Origin of the sequence: Erwinia tracheiphila, from assembly GCF_021365465.1 — a bacterium.
In the GTDB taxonomy this organism is placed as follows: Bacteria; Pseudomonadota; Gammaproteobacteria; order Enterobacterales; family Enterobacteriaceae; genus Erwinia; species Erwinia tracheiphila.
Genome location: NZ_CP089932.1, coordinates 2143900 through 2163949, shown reverse-complemented (window position 1 = coordinate 2163949; position 20050 = coordinate 2143900). Strand labels below are relative to the sequence as shown.

General features: G+C 52.3%; 19 protein-coding genes and 2 pseudogenes. 11 read left to right on the top strand and 10 right to left on the bottom strand.

Features of this window, described 5'->3' with window-relative positions; translation table 11 throughout:
- Positions 1 to 10: 10 nt before the first annotated feature.
- The gene (gene znuA, locus LU633_RS11430) at positions 11 to 958 is read right to left on the bottom strand and encodes a zinc ABC transporter substrate-binding protein ZnuA (RefSeq protein WP_020323269.1); all 948 of its coding nucleotides are present in this window, start codon (positions 956 to 958) and stop codon (positions 11 to 13) included.
- Between the two features lie 77 nt (positions 959 to 1035).
- On the opposite strand from znuA, the gene znuC reads away from it, so the two are divergent.
- On the top strand, positions 1036 to 1788 hold the full coding sequence (gene znuC / locus LU633_RS11425) for a zinc ABC transporter ATP-binding protein ZnuC (RefSeq protein WP_020323270.1): 753 nt from the start codon (positions 1036 to 1038) through the stop codon (positions 1786 to 1788).
- Entirely contained in the window at positions 1785 to 2570 is a 786-nt protein-coding gene (gene znuB / locus LU633_RS11420) for a zinc ABC transporter permease subunit ZnuB (RefSeq protein ID WP_020323271.1), read from the top strand. Before znuC ends, znuB begins: the two co-directional genes overlap by 4 nt.
- A 510-nt stretch (positions 2571 to 3080) precedes the next feature.
- Here the strand turns inward: znuB and ruvB are convergent.
- The 6 genes from ruvB to aspS form a co-directional block, all read right to left on the bottom strand.
- Entirely contained in the window at positions 3081 to 4085 is a 1005-nt protein-coding gene (gene ruvB, locus LU633_RS11415; protein ID WP_020323272.1) for a Holliday junction branch migration DNA helicase RuvB, read from the bottom strand.
- Positions 4086 to 4093: 8 nt separating this feature from the next.
- On the bottom strand, positions 4094 to 4711 hold the full coding sequence (gene ruvA, locus LU633_RS11410; RefSeq protein WP_020323273.1) for a Holliday junction branch migration protein RuvA: 618 nt from the start codon (positions 4709 to 4711) through the stop codon (positions 4094 to 4096).
- Positions 4712 to 4836: 125 nt separating this feature from the next.
- Positions 4837 to 5361 carry a crossover junction endodeoxyribonuclease RuvC gene (gene ruvC, locus LU633_RS11405; protein ID WP_020323274.1) on the bottom strand — a complete coding sequence of 175 codons (525 nt, stop codon included), beginning with the start codon at positions 5359 to 5361 and terminating at the stop codon, positions 4837 to 4839.
- Between the two features lie 31 nt (positions 5362 to 5392).
- Positions 5393 to 6136: a YebC/PmpR family DNA-binding transcriptional regulator gene (locus LU633_RS11400; RefSeq protein ID WP_020323275.1), complete on the bottom strand. Its 744-nt coding sequence runs from the start codon at positions 6134 to 6136 to the stop codon at positions 5393 to 5395.
- A gap of 146 nt (positions 6137 to 6282) precedes the next feature.
- Positions 6283 to 6717 (bottom strand): dihydroneopterin triphosphate diphosphatase, encoded by a 435-nt coding sequence (nudB, locus tag LU633_RS11395; RefSeq protein ID WP_020323276.1) that lies wholly within the window; start codon positions 6715 to 6717, stop codon positions 6283 to 6285.
- The gene (gene aspS / locus LU633_RS11390) at positions 6717 to 8516 is read right to left on the bottom strand and encodes an aspartate--tRNA ligase (RefSeq protein ID WP_020323277.1); all 1800 of its coding nucleotides are present in this window, start codon (positions 8514 to 8516) and stop codon (positions 6717 to 6719) included. Before aspS ends, nudB begins: the two co-directional genes overlap by 1 nt.
- 277 nt (positions 8517 to 8793) lie before the next feature.
- Between aspS and LU633_RS11385 the strand changes: the two genes are divergently transcribed.
- The 5 genes from LU633_RS11385 to cmoB all read left to right on the top strand — a co-directional run bounded on the left by LU633_RS11385 (position 8794) and on the right by cmoB (position 12519).
- Positions 8794 to 9348: a hydrolase gene (locus LU633_RS11385; protein WP_020323278.1), complete on the top strand. Its 555-nt coding sequence runs from the start codon at positions 8794 to 8796 to the stop codon at positions 9346 to 9348.
- A 92-nt stretch (positions 9349 to 9440) separates the two neighbouring features.
- A complete protein-coding gene (locus LU633_RS11380) occupies positions 9441 to 10265 on the top strand; it encodes a DUF72 domain-containing protein (protein WP_020323279.1) in 825 nt (274 codons plus the stop codon).
- Between the two features lie 122 nt (positions 10266 to 10387).
- Positions 10388 to 10675, top strand: a complete 288-nt coding sequence (locus LU633_RS11375) for an MAPEG family protein (protein WP_020323280.1) — start codon at positions 10388 to 10390, stop codon at positions 10673 to 10675.
- A 138-nt stretch (positions 10676 to 10813) separates the two neighbouring features.
- A complete protein-coding gene (gene cmoA, locus LU633_RS11370; protein ID WP_020323281.1) occupies positions 10814 to 11554 on the top strand; it encodes a carboxy-S-adenosyl-L-methionine synthase CmoA in 741 nt (246 codons plus the stop codon).
- Entirely contained in the window at positions 11551 to 12519 is a 969-nt protein-coding gene (gene cmoB / locus LU633_RS11365; protein ID WP_040465822.1) for a tRNA 5-methoxyuridine(34)/uridine 5-oxyacetic acid(34) synthase CmoB, read from the top strand. Before cmoA ends, cmoB begins: the two co-directional genes overlap by 4 nt.
- A 554-nt stretch (positions 12520 to 13073) precedes the next feature.
- Here the strand turns inward: cmoB and LU633_RS11360 are convergent.
- Positions 13074 to 13181: pseudogene (locus tag LU633_RS11360) on the bottom strand (cytochrome b561); the annotation flags it as partial.
- Here LU633_RS11360 and LU633_RS11355 point away from each other — a divergent pair.
- Both LU633_RS11355 and LU633_RS11350 read left to right on the top strand, forming a co-directional pair.
- Positions 13170 to 13943: a hypothetical protein gene (locus LU633_RS11355; protein ID WP_046372023.1), complete on the top strand. Its 774-nt coding sequence runs from the start codon at positions 13170 to 13172 to the stop codon at positions 13941 to 13943. The pseudogene LU633_RS11360 and the gene LU633_RS11355 sit on opposite strands and share 12 nt — an antisense overlap.
- Complete coding sequence (locus LU633_RS11350; RefSeq protein ID WP_046372022.1) at positions 13936 to 14346, top strand: hypothetical protein; 411 nt, start codon at positions 13936 to 13938, stop codon at positions 14344 to 14346. Before LU633_RS11355 ends, LU633_RS11350 begins: the two co-directional genes overlap by 8 nt.
- 573 nt (positions 14347 to 14919) lie before the next feature.
- Here LU633_RS11350 and cutC read toward each other — a convergent pair.
- Positions 14920 to 15675, bottom strand: coding sequence for a copper homeostasis protein CutC (gene cutC / locus LU633_RS11345; RefSeq protein WP_020323285.1), 756 nt, complete (start codon positions 15673 to 15675; stop codon positions 14920 to 14922).
- 250 nt (positions 15676 to 15925) lie between these two features.
- On the opposite strand from cutC, the pseudogene LU633_RS11340 reads away from it, so the two are divergent.
- Positions 15926 to 17076, top strand: a pseudogene (locus LU633_RS11340) (MalY/PatB family protein).
- On the opposite strand, the gene LU633_RS11335 reads toward LU633_RS11340, so the two are convergent.
- Positions 17071 to 17631: a VOC family protein gene (locus LU633_RS11335; RefSeq protein ID WP_020323286.1), complete on the bottom strand. Its 561-nt coding sequence runs from the start codon at positions 17629 to 17631 to the stop codon at positions 17071 to 17073. The pseudogene LU633_RS11340 and the gene LU633_RS11335 overlap by 6 nt on opposite strands.
- Positions 17632 to 18248: 617 nt before the next feature.
- On the opposite strand from LU633_RS11335, the gene argS reads away from it, so the two are divergent.
- On the top strand, positions 18249 to 19979 hold the full coding sequence (gene argS / locus LU633_RS11330; protein ID WP_020323288.1) for an arginine--tRNA ligase: 1731 nt from the start codon (positions 18249 to 18251) through the stop codon (positions 19977 to 19979).
- Positions 19980 to 20050 lie beyond the last annotated feature (71 nt).

The window sequence follows — 20050 nt, the reverse complement described above, 5'->3', positions numbered from 1 at the left end:
TGTTATTCCTCTAGTCTCCTTTCAGGCAGCTTGTATACTGGTTCGACAGCTGTGAGAGGAATTTCACGTAGCTGTCCTTGCTGACAGTGATGTCGGTTCCAAGCGGGTCCAGCGTTCCAGTGCGCACACTGAACCCTCTGGCAACAGCATCGATAACCGCTGGCCTGAATTGTGGTTCAGCAAAAACGCAAACCGCCTTTTGCTCAACCAGCTGTGTTCGAATCTTATGTAGACGTTGTGCGCCAGGTTGAATTTCAGGGTTGACAGTAAAATGTCCCGTTGGGGTCAAACCGAAATGTTTCTCAAAATAGGTATAGGCATCATGAAAAACAAAATAGCCCTTTCCTCTAACCGGTGCAAGCTGAGCCCCTATTTGCGTATTGGCGCTCGCCAATTCTGCCTCAAAATGTCGCAGGTTCGCGTCTAGTTTGTCTCTGCTTTGCGGCATAAGTTCCAATAATTTTTCATGGATTGCAACCGCAGATTGCAAAGCAATATCGGGGGACATCCACAGATGCATATTGTATTCGCCGTGATGATGGTGATGTGCGGATTCTGCATCACCTGCGATTGCCTCTTCCCCGGCCTCATCCTCGTCATCCTGACCACGCAGTAACAGCGGTTTTACCGTGGGTAAATTCGCCAGCGCAATGGATTTTTGTGCAGGAAGCTGCGCGACGATTTTTGGCATAAACGCTTCCATTTCCGGCCCGACCCAAAGAATCAGCTCCGCGCTGCGCAAGCGTTTCAGGTCAGAGGGGCGCAGGGAATAATCATGTTCAGAAACACCGTCCGGAAGCAATACCTCTACCGGGGTCACGCCTTCTGCAATGGCAGCGGCAATAAAGCCTAAAGGTTTAACGGAGGCGACAACGGCAGCCTGTGCAGGCACAAGTGACGCTGCGGCGACGGCAAGACTGGATACCAGGGCAAACAATCGTTTTTTATTCTGTAACATAATAATACATTCCATCGTGACAGGTCGATGGAATGTGATATTATAACATTAGAAAACTTCTGCAACCCATAATCATTATGTTACCTCTGATTAATCTTGAAAAAGTCTCTGTCAGCTTTGGGCAGCGTACCGTGTTGTCCAGTGTCTCCATGAAATTGCAGCCGGGCAAGATCCTCACCTTGCTGGGTCCAAACGGTGCCGGCAAATCTACCCTGGTAAGGGTTGTGCTTGGGCTAACCCCCCCCACTCAGGGCAAGATTACCCGTGGCAGTCCGTTGCGCATCGGCTATGTGCCGCAAAAAATACACCTGGACGTTACGCTGCCGCTGACTGTTGAGCGTTTTATGCGACTGCGGACTGGCGTAAAACGCGCCGACATCCTTCCTGCACTTAAGCGGGTGGATGCCGCCCAGCTGCTTGATTACCCCCTGCAAAAGCTTTCCGGGGGCGAAATGCAGCGGGTCCTTCTGGCGCGCGCACTGCTGAACCAGCCTCAGCTGCTGGTACTGGATGAGCCGACGCAGGGCGTGGACGTCAATGGCCAGATGGCACTGTACGACATGACAGACCGGCTTCGCCATGAACTGAACTGCGGCGTGCTGATGGTTTCTCACGATCTGCACCTGGTCATGGCTAAAACTGACGAGGTGCTTTGCCTTAACCAGCATATCTGCTGTTCCGGGACGCCGGAAGTGGTTTCCCAACACCCGGAATTTATCTCAATGTTCGGTCCACGTACGGCAGGTCAGCTGGCAATTTACCGGCATCATCACAACCATCGCCACGATCTTCGCGGACGTATTATTTTACGCAAAGGACAGGGACAGTGATTGAATTATTATTGCCCGGCTGGCTTGCCGGCTTTTTACTGACGCTGGCAGCCGGCCCTCTGGGTTCCTTTGTCGTCTGGCGCAGGATGTCCTATTTTGGCGATACGCTGGCACATGCTTCACTGCTGGGGGTTGCTTTTGGTCTGCTGCTCAACATTACCCCTTACTACGCGATAATTGCTGTCACCCTGCTGCTGTCATTGCTGCTGATCTGGCTGGAACGACGTCCACATCTGGCAATAGATACGCTGTTGGGCATTCTGGCGCACAGCGCCCTGTCGCTGGGTCTGGTGGTGGTCAGCCTGATGTCCGGCGTACGAATAGATTTAATGGCGTATCTTTTTGGCGATCTGCTTTCAGTCACCCCGGCTGACCTCTGGATAATCGCAGGCGGGGTGACGCTGGTGTTAGCGGTGCTTATCGCCAACTGGCGTTCACTGCTATCGATGACCATCAGCCCGGAACTGGCGCAGGTGGATGGCGTGAATATGCAGCAGGCAAGAATTGTGTTGATGCTGGTCACGACCCTTACCATCGGAGTGGCGATGAAATTTGTTGGTGCACTGATTATCACCTCCCTGCTGATAATCCCTGCCGCAACCGCACGGCATTTTGCCCGTTCACCGGAACAGATGGCGCTCTTTGCCGTGCTGACTGGCATGGTCTCGGTCACCGCTGGCCTGCTCTTCTCGGCCGCTTACGACACGCCGGCTGGCCCATCGGTAGTGCTGGCAGCGGCCCTGCTGTTTATGCTGAGTACCCTGAAAAAAACACCGACTTAAAGATCCCAGGAAATCGCCGAGTTGCACCGGCCTCTACTCCTCAACGCAATTTGCCACAGGCTGAATCTTTCTCTTTTGTCAGGTAGAAAAATGGGTCCGGGTTTTAACCACCTCCCCTTGTACTTAGCATCGTTAATGTCAGTTTCGATTTCTATGTCAGCCTTCTCGGTTTTCCCCCAGGACCAAATGGCAACGCGGGGCTTATCTGTTCCCCGGCAAACTCTGTCTCTGGATGGCCACGATTAAAGCCACTTTACTTTGTGCATCGTTCGCAAGTTCTTTTCGCGTTCAGAAAACGGGGACAGGACGTGGGTATGCGGGAACGGAAAGAGAACACGGGCGAAGGAGAACTCGTCTGTCTTATCGATCCTGACGGCCCCTCGCTGGTGGAGCCAGTCAGGATGGCCAGACTGCCAGGACTGGCATAGTACCGTGCTGTTTGAACAGAACGGCTCACCATGACCGAATAATAGATGAAGCTTTGGCAGCGGGCCGCTTTGCCTGAAAGGGTTACGCCTCCGGGCTGAGTCCAAAATGGCGCCAGGCATGCTGCGTCGCGATGCGGCCACGCGGCGTTCGCTGAATAAATCCCTGTTGAATCAGATAAGGCTCAAGTACATCTTCAATGGTTTCACGCTCTTCACCAATGGCCGCGGCCAGGTTGTCAAGACCTACCGGCCCTCCGGTGAATTTGTCAATGATTGCCAGCAACAGTTTACGGTCCATATAATCAAAGCCTTCCGTATCGACGTTAAGCATGTCCAGCGCCCGCGCCGCCACTTCACCGCTCAGGTCCCCTGCCGCACGCACCTCAGAGAAATCCCTGACGCGACGCAGCAAACGGTTGGCAATGCGTGGTGTACCGCGTGAGCGCCGGGCTATTTCCAGCGCACCCTCTGTGCTTAACGACAACCCCAGGCAGGTCGCACTTCGCGCTACAATATGTTGCAGATCCTCCACCTTATAAAATTCCAGCCGCTGGACAATGCCAAAACGATCACGCAAAGGGGATGTCAGCGAACCGGCGCGGGTAGTCGCACCTATCAGGGTAAAAGGCGGTAAATCCAGTTTTATTGAACGGGCTGCTGGCCCATCACCAATCATAATATCCAGCTGATAATCTTCCATCGCCGGGTAAAGCATCTCTTCCACAATGGAAGACAGGCGATGAATTTCGTCAATAAATAACACGTCATGGGGTTCAAGGTTAGTCAGCATCGCGGCCAGATCGCCTGCTTTTTCCAGCACCGGACCGGAAGTGGTTCGCAGATTTACGCCCATTTCATTGGCGACGATATTCGCAAGGGTGGTTTTGCCCAGCCCCGGTGGCCCAAAGATCAGCAGGTGGTCCAGCGCATCGCCACGCATTTTTGCGGCGCGGATAAAGATATCCATCTGCTCACGCACCACCGACTGACCAACGTATTCAGCCAGCTTTTTTGGCCGAATAGCGCGGTCAATAACCTCTTCTTCGGATATCGTTCCCGGCGACACCAGGCGATCGGCTTCAATCATGCTTTACCTCAAATGGCTGTGCGCAGGGCTTCACGAATAAGTGTTTCACAATCCGCATCAGGACGACCCACCTTGCTGATCATGCGACTGGCTTCCTGAGGTTTATATCCCAGCGAAACCAGAGCGGCAACCGCTTCTCCTTCGCTGTCGTTAACCTGCGCCACAGGCTGCACTTCGCTGGTCAGTGCGTAAGGAACATCGGCGGCGAACAAATCACCGTGCATCCCCTTAAAGCGGTCCTTCATTTCCACGACCAGACGTTCCGCGGTTTTTTTGCCGACGCCAGGTAGTCTCACCAGTGCCGAAATTTCCTCACGTTCGACTGCGGTAACAAACTGCTGTGCCGACATCCCGGAAAGAATCGCCAGTGCCAGCTTGGGGCCGACACCATTAACTTTGATTAGCTCGCGGAACAGAGCGCGCTCCTGCTTACTGTTGAAACCAAAAAGCAACTGCGCGTCTTCACGCACCACGAAATGAGTAAAGAGTATCGCTTCGTGATGCAATTCAGGCAGCGCATAAAAGCATGTCATCGGAATATGCACTTCATAACCCACGCCACTGGCTTCCAGTACCACCAGCGGCGGTTGCTTCTCCAGAATATTGCCTCTCAGACGACCAATCACGTTAGCTTCCTCCAGAAAAGTTAGTGTGCGGGTTATAACATAAAAAAAGCTGGATGAATATCCAGCTTAGAAGACAATCCCCTTTAACCCGGAGACAACCGCGTTTTGCGTCACGGTACGGCACATCACTGGTGCAGCCGGGCACGAGCCAGATTGAGCTTTCCTTTGCCAATACGGTCAATATTCTGACTGAGATGACAATGGGTGATGGCAATCGCCAGTGCATCTGCGGCATCGGCCTGGGGGCTGACTGACAGCTTCAATAGCGTTTTCACCATATGTTGAATCTGACTTTTTTCCGCCCCGCCAGTGCCTGCTAACGTCTGCTTGACCTGACGCGCAGCGTATTCAAACACCGGAAGCTCATGGTTCACCGCCGCCACAATGGCACAGCCGCGCGCCTGACCCAGTTTTAGCGCGGAATCAGCATTTTTCGCCATAAACACCTGTTCGATGGCGAAAAAATCGGGCTGAAACTGGGTGATAATTTCACTGACGCCCGCATAAATCAGTTTCAGGCGCGACGGTAAGTCGGTGACATTGGTGCGAATACATCCGCTACCAAGCCAGGTCAACTGTCGCCCGACCTGGCGAATCACACCATAACCGGTGATGCGCGACCCCGGATCGATACCAAGAATAATCGCCATCACCTTTCTCCATGCTGGCAGCGCAACAGCATTACAGGGTTGCCGCCACCTCATCGGAGATCTCACCGTTATGGTAGACCTCCTGCACATCATCGCAGTCTTCCAGCATATCGATAAGACGCAGCAGTTTCGGTGCGGTGTCCTCATCCATATCCGATTTGGTGGAAGGGATCATGGTGACTTCAGCCGACTCCGGCGTCAGACCCGCCGCCGCCAGCTCATCTTTGACATCGCCAAGCGATTCCCACGGGGTAAACACATCAATCGCGCCATCATCGTACGTCACCACATCATCAGCACCGGCTTCCAGCGCCGCGTCCATCACCGTATCTTCTTCAAGACCGGGTGCAAAAGAAACCACGCCTTTACGGGTAAAAAGATAAGAAACCGAGCCGTCTGTGCCGAGATTGCCCCCGGTTTTGGTGAAAGCATGACGCACTTCAGACACGGTGCGGTTACGGTTATCACTCAGACACTCAACCATCACGGCGGTGCCGCCGGGACCGTAACCTTCATAAATGATGGTTTCCATGTTGCTGTCATCATCACCACCCACGCCACGAGCAATTGCGCGATTCATCGTATCGCGCGTCATGTTGTTAGACAGGGCTTTATCCATCGCGGCGCGCAGGCGCGGGTTAGAAGCGGCATCACCACCGCCCAGTTTCGCCGCCGTCACTAACTCGCGGATAATTTTAGTAAAGATTTTTCCACGCTTTGCATCCTGCGCGGCTTTACGGTGTTTGGTGTTTGCCCATTTACTGTGACCGGCCATTTGTACAATTTTCTCCTCGATCGCGCACAGGCAGATTTAACACAAAACGTATTCAGCATAATGTGAACACGCACCTCGCGTGAGTCCTGACTGGCGTTTCAGCTGATACTCTCCTGCCAGCGGCAGAAACGGTTATTCAAAATATTTTACTGCAGGAACGCTTCAATTGCCTGGCGATTGCTCCATGAGCAGGTCAGCTTCGCCGCCTCTGACGGGGACAGCCAGCGAAATGCCAGATGCTCACGCAGGTTGACCTGGCGTTCAGCGGGCAGTTCCAGACAAAACCAGTGTTCCCGGTTGTGCGTCACGCCAGGCGCATAGCGGTGGCGGAAATGCGCGAAGATTTCAAACTCAATCTGCCGCCGACAATCCACCAACTCCAGCCCTTCGGTAATCACGTCGATGCCAGTTTCTTCGCACACCTCACGCTGCGCGGTGCTTAACAGGCTTTCGCCCAACTCCTGGCTACCCGTAACGGACTGCCAGAAACCGGGATCGTCACGCCGCTGCAGCATCAGCACCCTGCCGGTATCACGGGCAGAAACCACCACCAGCACCGACACGGGATACTTGTAAAGCATCAGTTGCGCTCTGGCGCTTCGCCAGTCGCAGAGGGCTGATATTTTTTTGCCACCTCAATGCCCAGCTCGCCCAGTGAAGCCGGATTGGCAAAACTGGGGGCCTCCGTCATCAGGCAGGCGGCCGCCGTTGTTTTCGGAAAGGCAATAACGTCACGAATATTATCGGTGCCAGTGAGCAGCATCACCAGACGGTCAAGACCGAAAGCCAGTCCGGCATGAGGTGGCGCACCAAATTTCAGCGCGTCCAGCAGAAAACCAAATTTTTCGCGCTGCTCCTGCTGATTGATGCCGAGAATGCCAAAGACCGTCTGCTGCATTTCTCCATTATGGATGCGAACCGAACCGCCGCCGACTTCGTAACCATTAATCACCATATCGTAGGCATTGGCGATGGCCGTCTCAGGGGCCTTTTGCAGCTCTTTCGGCGTCATATCCCGGGGCGCGGTGAACGGATGATGCATCGCGCTCAGGCCGCCTTCGCCGTTTTCTTCGAACATCGGGAAATCCACGACCCACAGCGGTGCCCAACTATCGGCTTTGACGATTGCCAGATCGCACCCCACCTTCAGTCGCAGTGCACCCAGCGCATCAGCTACCACACTGGCGCAATCGGCACCAAAGAAAATGCAGTCGCCGTCGGCGGCATCGGTGCGAAACAGGATTTCCTCAATAATTTCAGCGCTGAGAAATTTCGCCACCGGGCTGCTGATACCATCAGGGCCGACTGCACGGTGATTCACCTTCATCCAGGTCAGACCTTTTGCGCCATAGATTTCAACGAACTTGCCGTACTCATCGATTTGTTTACGACACAGCTGCGCACCGCCCGGTACGCGCAAAGCAGCAACGCGGCCTTTAGCATCGTTAGCCGGACCGGAGAACACCTTGAATTCTACCTGTTTTAACAGATCCCCAACGTCCACCAGCTCCATCGGATTGCGCAGGTCGGGCTTGTCAGAACCATAACGGTGCATGGCTTCCGCATAGGTCATAACCGGGAAATCGCCTAAATCAATGTTGATCTGACTCTGCCAGAGCTGGCGCACCATTTTCTCCATCAGTGCGCGCACCTGCGGCGCGGTCATAAAGGAGGTTTCAACATCAATCTGGGTAAATTCTGGCTGACGGTCAGCACGTAAGTCTTCGTCGCGGAAGCATTTTACAATCTGATAATAGCGGTCAAAACCGGACATCATCAGCAGCTGTTTGAAAAGCTGTGGGGACTGCGGCAGCGCATAAAACTTGCCTTTGTGTACGCGGCTCGGCACCAGATAATCACGCGCCCCTTCCGGCGTCGCCCTGGTGAGCATTGGCGTTTCAATATCCAGGAAACCGTTGTCATCCATAAAGCGTCGAACAAAGCTGGTGATAGCCGCGCGGGTTTTCAGACGCTGCACCATGTCAGGTCGGCGAAGATCGAGATAACGATATTTCAGGCGGGCTTCTTCACTGTTGGCCTGGTTGGCGTCCAGCGGCAGGGGTTCCGCGCGGTTGATAATGGTCAGCCCGGTGGCGAACACTTCCACGTCGCCGGTTGCCATCTCACCGTTTTTATTTTTCTCATCGCGCGCGCGTACCGTGCCTGTCAGCTGGATACAAAACTCATTACGCAGCTCAGAAGCCAGTTTGAATGCTTCCTGGCGGTCAGGATCGAAAAAAACCTGCACGATACCCTCACGGTCACGCATATCAATAAAGATCAGGCTGCCCAGGTCACGACGGCGATTGACCCAACCACATAATGTGACCTGCTGTCCGACGTGAGACAGGTTGATCTGTCCGCAATACTCAGTACGCATAACGATATCCTTTAAACTTCGCCGCTCACATGCAGCCATTGTTTCCAGCCACAATCCGGCCATGCTGCCGTGAAAAAAGGCGGCTATTATAATGTAAAAACCCTGATACGATAAGTGCTCATGCGCACTCTGTTGCAGGCCATCCTCACCCGCAGTGACAGGCGCATGCTTAATCAAAAAAGTTAACAAATTTTGCAGCGCTCTCACACGGTGCCTGTCGTTTGTTTGTTGAATTAAGCCTAACCTCACTGACTTTTCTTATATGACCGGAGTCATCATGCTGAAATTACATGCCGCATCTGCTGCACTGGTGTTGATCGATTTGCAGGAAGGCATACTGCCTTTTGCCAAAGGCCCGCACACTGCTGCACAGGTGGTGTTACGGGCAGCCAGGCTGGCCGATGCCTTCCGTGCGGTTCAGGCACCCGTGGTACTGGTGCGCGTTGTCTGGGCCAGTGATTTTGCCGATGCGCCGAAGCAGCCAGTGGATTCAGCCAGCAACGGCGCACTGCCGGAAAACTGGTGGGCATGGCCACCGACCCTGGATCACCAGCAGAGCGATATTCTGGTGACTAAACGTCAGTGGGGCGCGTTTTACGGCACTGACCTTGAGCTGCAGCTGCGTCGCCGCGGCGTGGACACCCTTGTACTCGGCGGCATCTCCACTAATATCGGCGTGGAATCCACTGCGCGTAACGCCTGGGAGCTGGGCTTTAACCTGGTGATAGTGGAAGATATTTGCAGCGCGGCGGAACATCCCGGCAGTTTTAACTCTATTTTCCCCCGCCTTGGTCGCGTTCGCAGCAGCGAACAGGTGATAGCCGCACTGTAATCGTTTCTGGTAACGGTAGCCTTGCGATGATCGGTTGCGTCCGGTGCAGCAGATTGGTTACATTTTCGTGCCGTTAACCACAGGAACTTTGCGTGAAGCCTTTTTATCTTGGACTACCTCAGTGGCAGCATCCGCAATGGAAAAAACTGGGGATGTCCACACTTGCCGATTACGCCCGCTACTTTAACTGCGTTGAGGGCAATACCACCCTTTACGCCCTGCCACGCCCTGATATTGTTCAGCGCTGGCGGGATATGACCCACGACGATTTTCGCTTCTGTTTCAAATTTCCTGCCACCATCAGCCATCAGGCTGCGCTGCGTCAGTGTGACGCACTGACCCGCAGCTTTTTTGAATTGCTTGAGCCGCTTGCCGGGCGTATCGGGCAATACTGGTTACAGCTGCCCGCCGCGTTCAGCCCGGCTGATTTGCCCACGCTCTGGGCATTTCTTGACGGGCTGCCCGCCGACTTCAGTTACGGCGTGGAGGTTCGCCATCCCCAGTTTTTTGCCAAGGGCGAAGCGGAACAGGCGCTGAACCGGGGGTTACACCAGCGCGGTGCCAACCGGGTGATTCTGGACACCCGCGGCGTGCATGCCGCCGTGCCGGGCAACGCTGAAATCATAGAGGCCCAGCGCAAGAAACCACGTTTACCCGTGCATGCGGTAATGACCGCCGACAGGCCAATGATTCGTTTTATCGGCGGAGACGATGAGGCGGCAAATCTGCGCTGGTTTCAGGCATGGCTGAACAAGTTGCCGCAGTGGTGCGAACAGGGCAAGCCCTGGCTGTTTATTCACACCCCTGACGTCGCGTTTTCACCTCAGCTGGTACAGTCTCTCTGGCCCGCGCTTCAGAAGGCCCTGCCGCAGCTGGGGACCATGCCGGACTGGCCCAGGCAGAACGCGCTGTTCTGAGCATATACCGGCAGTGTCAATCAGCGCTTTGCAGAATATGACTGGTTTCGTTTTCACCGCTATCATCACCACTGATTTTCGCGTGGTTTTTCGGAGTGATTATGATTAGCGCACTGTAGGTTGTGATTGGGGTCCTGTTTCTTATTGCACTGTATCTCCAGGTTGTCCGTTTACGCCACCATTATCGTGTGCCGCTTGGTGACGGCGGCTTTTCTGCTTTGCAGGTGGCGATCCGCATCCACGGCAATTCGGTAGAAACCATCCCGATTGCCCTGCTGCTGTCGGTGATGATGGAGATTAACGGCGCACAAGTCTGGGTGTTGGCGGTGCTGCTTTCTATCTGGGCTGCGGCTTCCACTGCTATGGAATGTACACCCGTACCTTACTGTGGCGTAAAAATGCAATGCTGATCACCTGACTCTCTCTGCTGGCGATGGTTGTACTTAATCTGGTGTTTCTGCCCTGGGATCTGCTGCTGGCAGAAAGGATGCACCCTGCACCACTTTCTGCCAGAATAGCGCCTTTGCGTTTTCTTTCGGACTATCACTATGTCTAACCGCGATACGCTTTTCGCTGCTCCAATTGCCAGTTTGGGCGACTGGACATTTGATGAACGCGTGGCTGAAGTATTTCCCGATATGATCCAGCGCTCGGTACCGGGCTATTCTAACATTATTTCGATGATTGGCATGCTCGCCAGGCGTTTTGTTCAACCCGACTCACAGGTCTACGATTTAGGCTGTTCACTGGGTGCGGCAACGCTCTCGGTACGCCGAAATATTCAGGCCAGCGGCTGCAAAATCATCTCTGTTGATAATTCCCCGGCAATGATCGAACGCTGCCGTCGCCATATTGATGCCTTCCGTGCCGAAACGCCCGTAGAGGTTGTTGAGGCAGATATCCGGAATATCACTATTGAGAACGCCTCATTGGTAGTGCTGAATTTCACCCTGCAATTTCTTGCGCCAGAAGAACGCCAGGCGCTGATCGCACGTATTCTGTCCGGTCTGCGTCCGGGCGGTGCACTGGTGCTCTCGGAGAAGTTCAGTTTTGCCGATGAAAAGGTCGGTGCGCTGCTGTTCGATATGCATCATGACTTTAAACGCGCTAACGGCTATAGCGAGCTGGAAATCAGCCAGAAACGCAGCATGCTGGAAAATGTCATGCTGACTGACAGCGTGGAAACCCACAAAGCGCGCCTGCAAACCGCCGGGTTTAAGCATGTGGAACTGTGGTTTCAGTGCTTTAATTTTGGCTCACTCATTGCACTTAAAGCAGGGTCTGTCTGATGGACTTTGGCAACTTTTATCAGCTGATTGCCAAAGGCCCGCTGGCCTACTGGCTGGAAATCTTACCGGCACAGCTTGCCGCCTGGCAACGTGAACAGTTACATGGTCATTTTAAAAACTGGGATCGCGCGGTGGAATATCTGCCGCTAATGCAGCCGGAAACGCTGGACCTGCTTCACAGTGTTAGCGCAGAGAGCAGCCAGCTCAGTGAGCGTCAACGCGACGGCATCGAAAAGCTGTTACGAAACCTGATGCCCTGGCGTAAAGGCCCCTATTCACTGTATGGCGTGCATATTGATACCGAGTGGCGTTCAGACTGGAAATGGGAGCGCGTATTGCCCCACATCTCCCCGCTGGCCGGGCGCACCATTCTCGATGTCGGCTGTGGCAGCGGTTATCATATGTGGCGGATGATCGGGGCAGGCGCCCATCTGGCGGTGGGTATCGACCCGATGCAGCTGTTTCTGTGCCAGTTTGAAGCCGTCCGCAAACTACTTGGTAACGATCAGCGTGCACATTTGCTGCCGCTGGGCATTGAGCAGTTACCCGAGCTTAAGGTATTCGATACCGTGTTTTCGATGGGCGTGCTTTATCATCGCCGCTCACCCTTTGACCATTTGTTACAGCTAAGGAATCAGCTGGTCAGCGGCGGTGAACTGGTGCTGGAAACGCTGGTGGTTGAGGGTGATGAGCGCGCGGTGCTGGTTCCAGGTGAACGTTACGCCCAGATGCGTAATGTCTGGTTCATCCCCTCCACCGCCGCGCTAAAAAGCTGGCTGGAAAAATGCGGTTTTGTCGATGTTCGTATCGCAGATTATTCCCTGACCAGCACGGAAGAACAGCGCCGGACCAGCTGGATGGCCAGCGAATCACTGGCAGAGTTTCTCGATCCACAGGACAACAGCAAGACGGTAGAAGGCTATCCCGCGCCGCTTCGGGCTGTGCTGGTCGCCCGCAAACCCTGAGGGGCAGCCTGAGTACGTTTTCAATAACAATCCGGCGCGCGGATGCCTGGACAAAAACACGCGATCTAAGCCAGGTAGGCCAGCAACAGTATGTCTGGCTCAGAGGCCGCCACAATGCAAGCATGCTCTCATATGGCATATTCAGGCAGTGAACGATTAAGGTCACAACCGGCGGGCATGACGTTGACCGTAAAGCCCGTCATGCCTGATGGCAAGGCCTGTTTATGCAAATAAAATCATTATGCCAGGCATTCACTGCAGGTTTGTTTTCATCGGGATAGCGCCGATTCTTCTGTTACCTGTTAAGCCTTAATATCCGATTGATCGTCGCAGCAACCAGCCTGAGATTGGCGGCGAATAGTAATACCCATCATACTGACACACTGAATAAGCAGGAGAGATTTTTTCCTCAACAAGAACCAGCAGCGCAATACCCTCTGGCTGAGTCCCTTTATTCCCATCAATAATTTCTCAGGACGCCTGTTCCTCTACGATAGCGCTTCAGCCGCGCGCGGTTAGGGCATCATCCTGCGCAATGTGTTGTCTTTCATCAGCTAATGATGCACAAGCGCCGGCAGCACGTGCACTCCAATTAGCCAGTAACCTAATGGGGCAAGGATTACATACCACTCCATCAGGGTTGAGGCCAGCTGCGGGTCCGGTACGGGGTGGACGCTGACGCCGCCGGGTTTATGCAGAAACACTACGGCACTATTGCCGCGCTGACCGGCATCGGGGAAAAAGTCTTCAGCACCGCCGGGGACGCCGGTGAAAAATACTTCAACAGCATTGAGCAGACGCTTAAAAAAATTGAGGCCAGCTATCAGAACCAGTTCCGCACACAGGGAACGCTGATCAGCCAGCAGTTTTTCGTTGAACGTAATCAGCTGCTCAATCAGCTGAAGGAGCTGGTTAACAAACCGCTGTTAAAATCGCTGGCTCGCCATACGGTTAAGTTCCGACAGTATGAAAGCATGAAACGGGCGTTAAACCTCTCCAGCAAGTCTATTGTGCATGAATGGTCAACGGCCGGGATGAGTGGTATTCCGGGCTATTCATATTATGTCGGTAATGCGGCAAAAGCAGCGCGTTTCCTTAAGGCAGGGGGGTATATTGGTATTGGCTTTTCATTTGCCGGAACGACGAATGATGTGGTCAATGCCTGTACGACAGGAAGAGAAGGTGAGTGTAAAGAATCTGCATTTAAAGAATATACAAAGTTTGTGGCAGGAACTTTTGCTGGCATGGGTACAGGATATTTAGGCGCGTTAGCCGGGACAGGAATCTGCACAGTAATTGGTATTGCCACTGTTGGCGTGGGAGGAGTTGTTGGTGCCACAGTGGCTGGTAGCCTGGGTAGTGCTTCCTCAGACACATTTATAAAATTAATTACGCAGGACAACGAAGGAGTTCCACGTGGATAAGTCTCTTGCCATTATGGCAATTGCCTGTGCCTGGACAGGTTTCATAATTATTATTTTTTGTTTTTTTCCTTCTTATTCAATAAAAAAATATGACAGAATATTGAGTAATTACATTAAGAGAAATCCCCTTCTGCCTGCTCCGTACAGCCTTTTCTTTCACGCTGGATTCTTTGGCTCTTTCGGAGTTCCATATTTCTTTTGCAGAATCATAGAGAAAAAAAGAGTTGCATTTATGTCAACAACCAGCATCAATATCTATGATTTTGCAAATACCATCGAATCTGATGTAGTTCAATGGTTTAAGAAATATTATAAATTATCCAAAATTCTATTCATTCTATACTCATTATTTATGTTGATGGCAACGATTCAGATATTAATAATTAAGCCAGACAGTTTATAATTAGTAGCCGACACCCGGTCTGAAACGCTACATATAACTCTCCCGCTTAAGGCACATATCCCGTATTTACAAACAAATGTATGCAAACCCTATCCGCCATCTGAAAGATTATCCCTATTATACGCTGCAATTGCCTCCTCCCGCTTAGACCTGTCTTTTATGTAATGATCAACCAGAAAATATACTCTTCAGGCATTTCCGTTTAAGTCAGCACAGTGAGGAATCTGTCATTAATACATCATTATTTTCAGCGCAACTTATACCACTGGTTTTTTTAGAAGGCAGCCCTGAAAAATTCGACGCTATCAGTAAAGATAGTTGCCAGGTGCAAGGCAATTTGTCCAGACAAAGCCAAAAGCCACAGGTTGAAAAACATAGGGGAATAGCGAAAAGCGAATTTTGCAGCAGCTGACTGGTCACCCGCACATTGCACGATCTTGATATAAAGCTCTCCTGTAGCCTGTTTAATGAATAACTTATTAATTATAATGAAAAAAACCCATCAACACGATGGGGTATGGTACTTGCAAACACCACGTCGATAGTTTGGCGTGCTGCGCGGCAAAACTGGTGTCAGACCATCCTGACGGGAGCGTGTTGAGAAATAGCCGCCTTCATGGCTTCAACCATATCACTGTCAACACACAAACGGCTGAACTCATCCTGCTCTAAAATCGAACTCATTGAGACACCCGCTTTACGATAGCGCATCGGGGACGCAATGCGCTGACTGGCAGAGCTGTGAAACTCAGTAATACCCGCATCAATAAATTTTTGCAAATTACCCAGCCGCACGCCTGATCCTGCCATGATGATAGGGCCCCGGGTAAGACGATTAAGTTCTTTAAGCAGAGATAAACCACTTTCAGCGCTTTGCTGCTGGCCCGAGGTCAGGATTCTTGTCACACCAAGATCGGTTAACTGTCGCAGCGCCATCAATGGGCTGTGACAAAGATCGAATGCGCGATGGAATGTTACCGACATCCCTTCGCAGAGCAACATCACCTGGCGCATGCGCGTCAAATCAATATGCCCGTCAACATCCAGCACACCGACGACCAGTCCACTAAAACCCAGCTCTCTAATCAACGCAATATCAGACTTCATTTCGTTAAATTCAGTCGCACTGAAACAGAAATCCCCGCTGCGGGGACGAACGATAGGATGGACAGGGATAGCTACGGTTTCGCGAACCTGCATCAGGCTTCCCGCAGAAGGCGTCAGACCGCCCTCAGATGGAGCAGCACATAATTCGATACGATCGGCTCCAGCGTTTTCTGCCGCGACGGCGCATTCAACACCATAGCAGCATACCTCCAGTTTTAGCATCCTCTTCTCCTGTTAATCAGTGCTGTCTGGTTGTGTAAATGAGTGACGATGTTTAATCTGAATGAAAGCCTCTTGCCTCGGGCTTTTTCACCATTTTGAGTCTGTTAAGAATCTTTAATCATCAACTGGTGCATTCTGTCCAGGGCTCCTGTTCGTTGCGATGGCTAACGTCATCGCCCGATCAATCCGGTGAAAATATTATTAAAATTGCCAATAATTTTCAGCAAAAATATTAGCGGGAATAATATATATGATATGCAATTTTGACCAGCGCATCGATCGCCGCCACAGTGACAGCCTTAAATGGCAAAAATACGGTGACAGCGACATATTACCTTTATGGGTCGCTGATACGGATTTTCGTTCACCGGACTGCATTATTGAGGCGCTGAAAAAAAGGGTGGAACACGGTATCTTTGGCTATGGAAAATCACCCGCCGATCTGACCGACGTGGTCGTTAACAGAATGGCTGAACGATATCAGTGGCAGATACAACCAGAGTGGCTGGTGTTTCTTCCCGGCGTGGTAAGCGGCCTGAATATCGCCGTTCGCGCCCTGAGTGAAGCGCATCAGGGAACCATTGCGCCCACCCCCATTTCCGTTCAGCCGCAAAGCTGGCTAACCGAACGCAGCTCAATGCCCCACTGCGGCTGGAAGATCAGCGCTGGGTGTTAGATCTGGATGCGCTGGTGCCGCAGCTAACCGGCGGCGAAAAACTGTTAATGCTGTGCAACCCTCAGAATCCAGGGGGAACCGCCTATCGACGGGATGAACTTGAGCAACAGCTACGTTTTGCCCGGCAGCACGATCTCATCGTTTGCTCTGACGAAATTCACTGCGATTTAGTGCTGGAACCGGGCGTTACGCATATCCCCTTCGCCAGCCTTAGTGAAGATGCGCAGCAGCGTTCGGTCACGCTGCTGTCACCTTCGAAAACCTTTAATATCGCTGGGCTGGGTGCTTCACTGGCGATCATTCCTGACAGGGAGTTACGCACCCGCTTCAACGCGGTGCGACAGGGCATTGTTCCGCCGGTTGATATCCTTGCGCTCACCGCCGCTACCGCCGCATGGCAGCACGGTCAGCACTGGCTTGATCAACAGCTTGATTATCTGCGTAAAAACCGCGATCTGGTGACGGAAAAGGTCAATGCCATCAGCGGCCTTTCAACCGTCGCGCCTGAGGCATCCTATCTCTCCTGGATAGATGCCAGCGAATTAAACGTTGCCAATCCGGCAGTGTTTTTCGAGCACCATGGACTGGGTTTTTCATCCGGAGCAGATTTTGGCAACAGCAGCTTTGTTCGCCTAAACTTCGGGTGTCAGACAGACCTGTTGAAAGAAGCACTGAGAAGAATGGAAAATGCGGTCAGGCACCACGCGCAGCAGAATGTGTTATAACTCACTCTGCACAATCTCTTTAAGGCTCCAGGGATGGAACTTGATGGTCACACGTCCGTCTGAAATAGCCAGCGTTGGGTTGGCAAGGCGTTCGCCCTCGCCTTCAGGTGAGCTGTGTCTGACAGAGATACCAGGGCGGCCAAGCCCTTCGCCCATACACAGCGCCAGTGCCTGACTGATTAACTCCTCCTCCGGACAGCGCAGCACAATTTCCACGTGCTCCCAGCCTTCATGGCGATAGCGTTTTTCACCGGGCCACGGCAGCTCCACCACGGGTATCAACCAGGGCCCTACTGGCAAAGGCGTATCAAACTCAAACAGTGCTACCGGCCGGCCGTTAATCATCTTTTCTGACAGCAACACGCCGTGTTGCAAAAAACCTTTTTTCCATCGTTCAGCGGTTTCCTTCTGGAAACACCTCACCGCTATGTGATCGGCATGGAGTCCGCCGGGTTGAAGCCCTAACAAATCCGCAAGTTTAAAAACAGCGTGTAAAAAATCGGGAAAATCACTGGCCAGATCGGTTAATTCTTCAACGAATTGATAGTGGGACATTTCAGCTCCATTATTTTAAAGACATATTTTATGAAAAAATGCTAAACCCGTTATTCGCGACAAAAAATAACTTGTTAGTTCTAACAAAGAAGATCACGTGCAATAAAGTTTTTTAAAAAGAACCGCACAAAAGCCCCTTTTATGCATTTGCTTTGATAAAAGCCAAATTAGATTCGTTTCTTTTATGTTTTTTATCGCATTAATTACGAAGAATCTTAAATTCATCATGCGCTGAGATAAGGTATTTTGTTCCTCCACACCCCTCTGTTTACCCATAAGGAATGGAAACATGCTCTTTCTGATACTGAGTGTCACACTGATCTCCGTGCTTGGCTTTGCCTTATTACGTCACTGGAAAACACGAAAATATAAAAAAAACTTTACAAGCCCTTATCGTAATCATAACCGTCGCCTTTAATTTTTTCGGCGGGCCGTGCCGTTACGTCACTTCCCGCCACCCAGCATCCCCCTCCATGCCACCTGGCTAACCGCATGAGAAATGCAGTATACTTTTCCCCTTATTTTTAACGGCAACGCCCTGTGACCATGCAGCTTGCAGCTTGAGGCTTTATCGGTCGGCAACAGGCGCATGGCCAACAGATCACGAAGGTAACCAGTTGAACATTCAGGCTCTTCTTTCAGAAAAAGTCAGTCAGGCGATGATTGCGGCAGGCGCACCCGTCGATTGCGAACCGCAACTACGGCAATCAGCCAGGGACCAGTTTGGGAATTATCAGGCAAACGGCATCATGGCCGTGGCAAAAAAACTGGGTAAGGCTCCGCGGCAGCTGGCGGAAGAAGTGCTGACACACCTTGATTTACAAGGCATCGTCAGCAATGTTGAAATTGCTGGCCCGGGCTTCATTAACCTGTTTCTCGACCCGATCTGGGTTGCCGCGCAGGTAGATAACGTGATTACCGATCCGCGCGTGGGCTTGGCGACCGTTGAAAAACAAACCATTGTTGTCGACTATTCTGCGCCTAACGTGGCCAAAGAAATGCATGTGGGGCATGTGCGCTCAACCATTATTGGCGATGCAGCCGTGCGAACGCTGTCATTTCTCGGCCATAATGTTATTCGCGCTAACCACGTCGGCGACTGGGGCACCCAGTTTGGTATGCTGATTGCCTATCTTGAGAAACAGCAGAATGAACATCATGAGGACATTGCGCTGGCAGACCTGGAAGCCTTTTACCGGCAAGCGAAGCGCACCTATGATGAAAACGCGGAATTTGCTAAACGCGCACGCAGCTACGTGGTGAAATTGCAGAACGGCGATGCGTATTGTCGCACCCAGTGGAAAAAACTGGTCGACATTACCATGTCGCAGAATCAGTTAATCTATGACCGCATGAATGTCACCCTCACCCGTAACGACGTTATGGGTGAAAGCCTTTATAACTCCATGTTACCGCAGATCGTCACCGACCTGAAAGCAAAAGGCATGGCGGTGGAAAGCGAAGGTGCGACCGTGGTTTTCCTTGATGAGTACCAGAACAAGGAGGGAGAATCGATGGGCGTCATCATCCAGAAAAAGGATGGCGGCTACCTGTACACCACTACCGATATCGCCTGCGCGAAATATCGCTACGAAACCCTGCATGCGGACCGCGTGCTCTACTACATTGATTCCCGCCAGCACCAGCATCTGCAACAGGTATGGGCCATCGTGCGCAAAGCAGGCTACGTGCCGGCGTCCGTTACGCTTGAGCACCATGCGTTCGGCATGATGCTCGGTAAAGACGGCAAGCCTTTCAAAACCCGTTCCGGTGGCACCATCAAGCTGTCGGATCTGCTGGATGAAGCAGTAGAGCGTGCAACTCGGCTGGTCAGGGAGAAAAATCCTGGCATGCCTGCTGATGAGCTGGCAAAGCTGGCAAACATCGTGGCTATCGGTGCGGTGAAATACGCAGACCTGTCCAAGAATCGGACCACCGATTACGTCTTCGACTGGGATAATATGCTGACCTTTGAAGGTAACACCGCGCCTTACATGCAATATGCCTACACTCGCGTGTTGTCGGTGTTTCGTAAGGCAGGGATTGATGAAAGCGCACTGACCGCAAACACCGTCATCGGTGACGCGCGCGAAGCTGCGCTGGCCGTGCGTCTGTTGCAGTTCGAAGAAACCATCATGCAAGTCGCACGTGACGGTACGCCACACGTAATGTGTGCTTATTTGTACGATCTGGCCGGGCTGTTCTCAGGATTTTACGAACACTGTCCGATTCTGACAGCCGAAGACGAAACCACCCGACACAGTCGCCTGAAGCTGGCGCTGCTGACGGCGAAAACCCTCAAGCTGGGGCTGGAAACACTCGGTATTGGCACGGTGGAAAGAATGTAAGTCAAAAGCCGCCAACGGTGGCTTTTGACGCCCTCCATAAGGGGGCAACCCTCTCAGGCCGCCCCTCTGCC

What these genes read in the sequence shown, in the direction of transcription:
- ruvB (WP_020323272.1), bottom strand. Translation starts at nt 4,085, where the DNA reads ATGATTGAAGCCGATCGCCTGGTGTCGCCGGGAACGATATCCGAAGAA.
- znuC (WP_020323270.1), top strand. Translation starts at nt 1,036, where the DNA reads ATGTTACCTCTGATTAATCTTGAAAAAGTCTCTGTCAGCTTTGGGCAG.
- ruvC (WP_020323274.1), bottom strand. Translation starts at nt 5,361, where the DNA reads ATGGCGATTATTCTTGGTATCGATCCGGGGTCGCGCATCACCGGTTAT.
- LU633_RS11335 (WP_020323286.1), bottom strand. Translation starts at nt 17,631, where the DNA reads ATGTCCCACTATCAATTCGTTGAAGAATTAACCGATCTGGCCAGTGAT.
- LU633_RS11385 (WP_020323278.1), top strand. Translation starts at nt 8,794, where the DNA reads ATGCTGAAATTACATGCCGCATCTGCTGCACTGGTGTTGATCGATTTG.
- znuA (WP_020323269.1), bottom strand. Translation starts at nt 958, where the DNA reads ATGTTACAGAATAAAAAACGATTGTTTGCCCTGGTATCCAGTCTTGCC.
- nudB (WP_020323276.1), bottom strand. Translation starts at nt 6,717, where the DNA reads ATGCTTTACAAGTATCCCGTGTCGGTGCTGGTGGTGGTTTCTGCCCGT.
- cutC (WP_020323285.1), bottom strand. Translation starts at nt 15,675, where the DNA reads ATGCTAAAACTGGAGGTATGCTGCTATGGTGTTGAATGCGCCGTCGCG.
- LU633_RS11400 (WP_020323275.1), bottom strand. Translation starts at nt 6,136, where the DNA reads ATGGCCGGTCACAGTAAATGGGCAAACACCAAACACCGTAAAGCCGCG.
- aspS (WP_020323277.1), bottom strand. Translation starts at nt 8,516, where the DNA reads ATGCGTACTGAGTATTGCGGACAGATCAACCTGTCTCACGTCGGACAG.
- cmoA (WP_020323281.1), top strand. Translation starts at nt 10,814, where the DNA reads ATGTCTAACCGCGATACGCTTTTCGCTGCTCCAATTGCCAGTTTGGGC.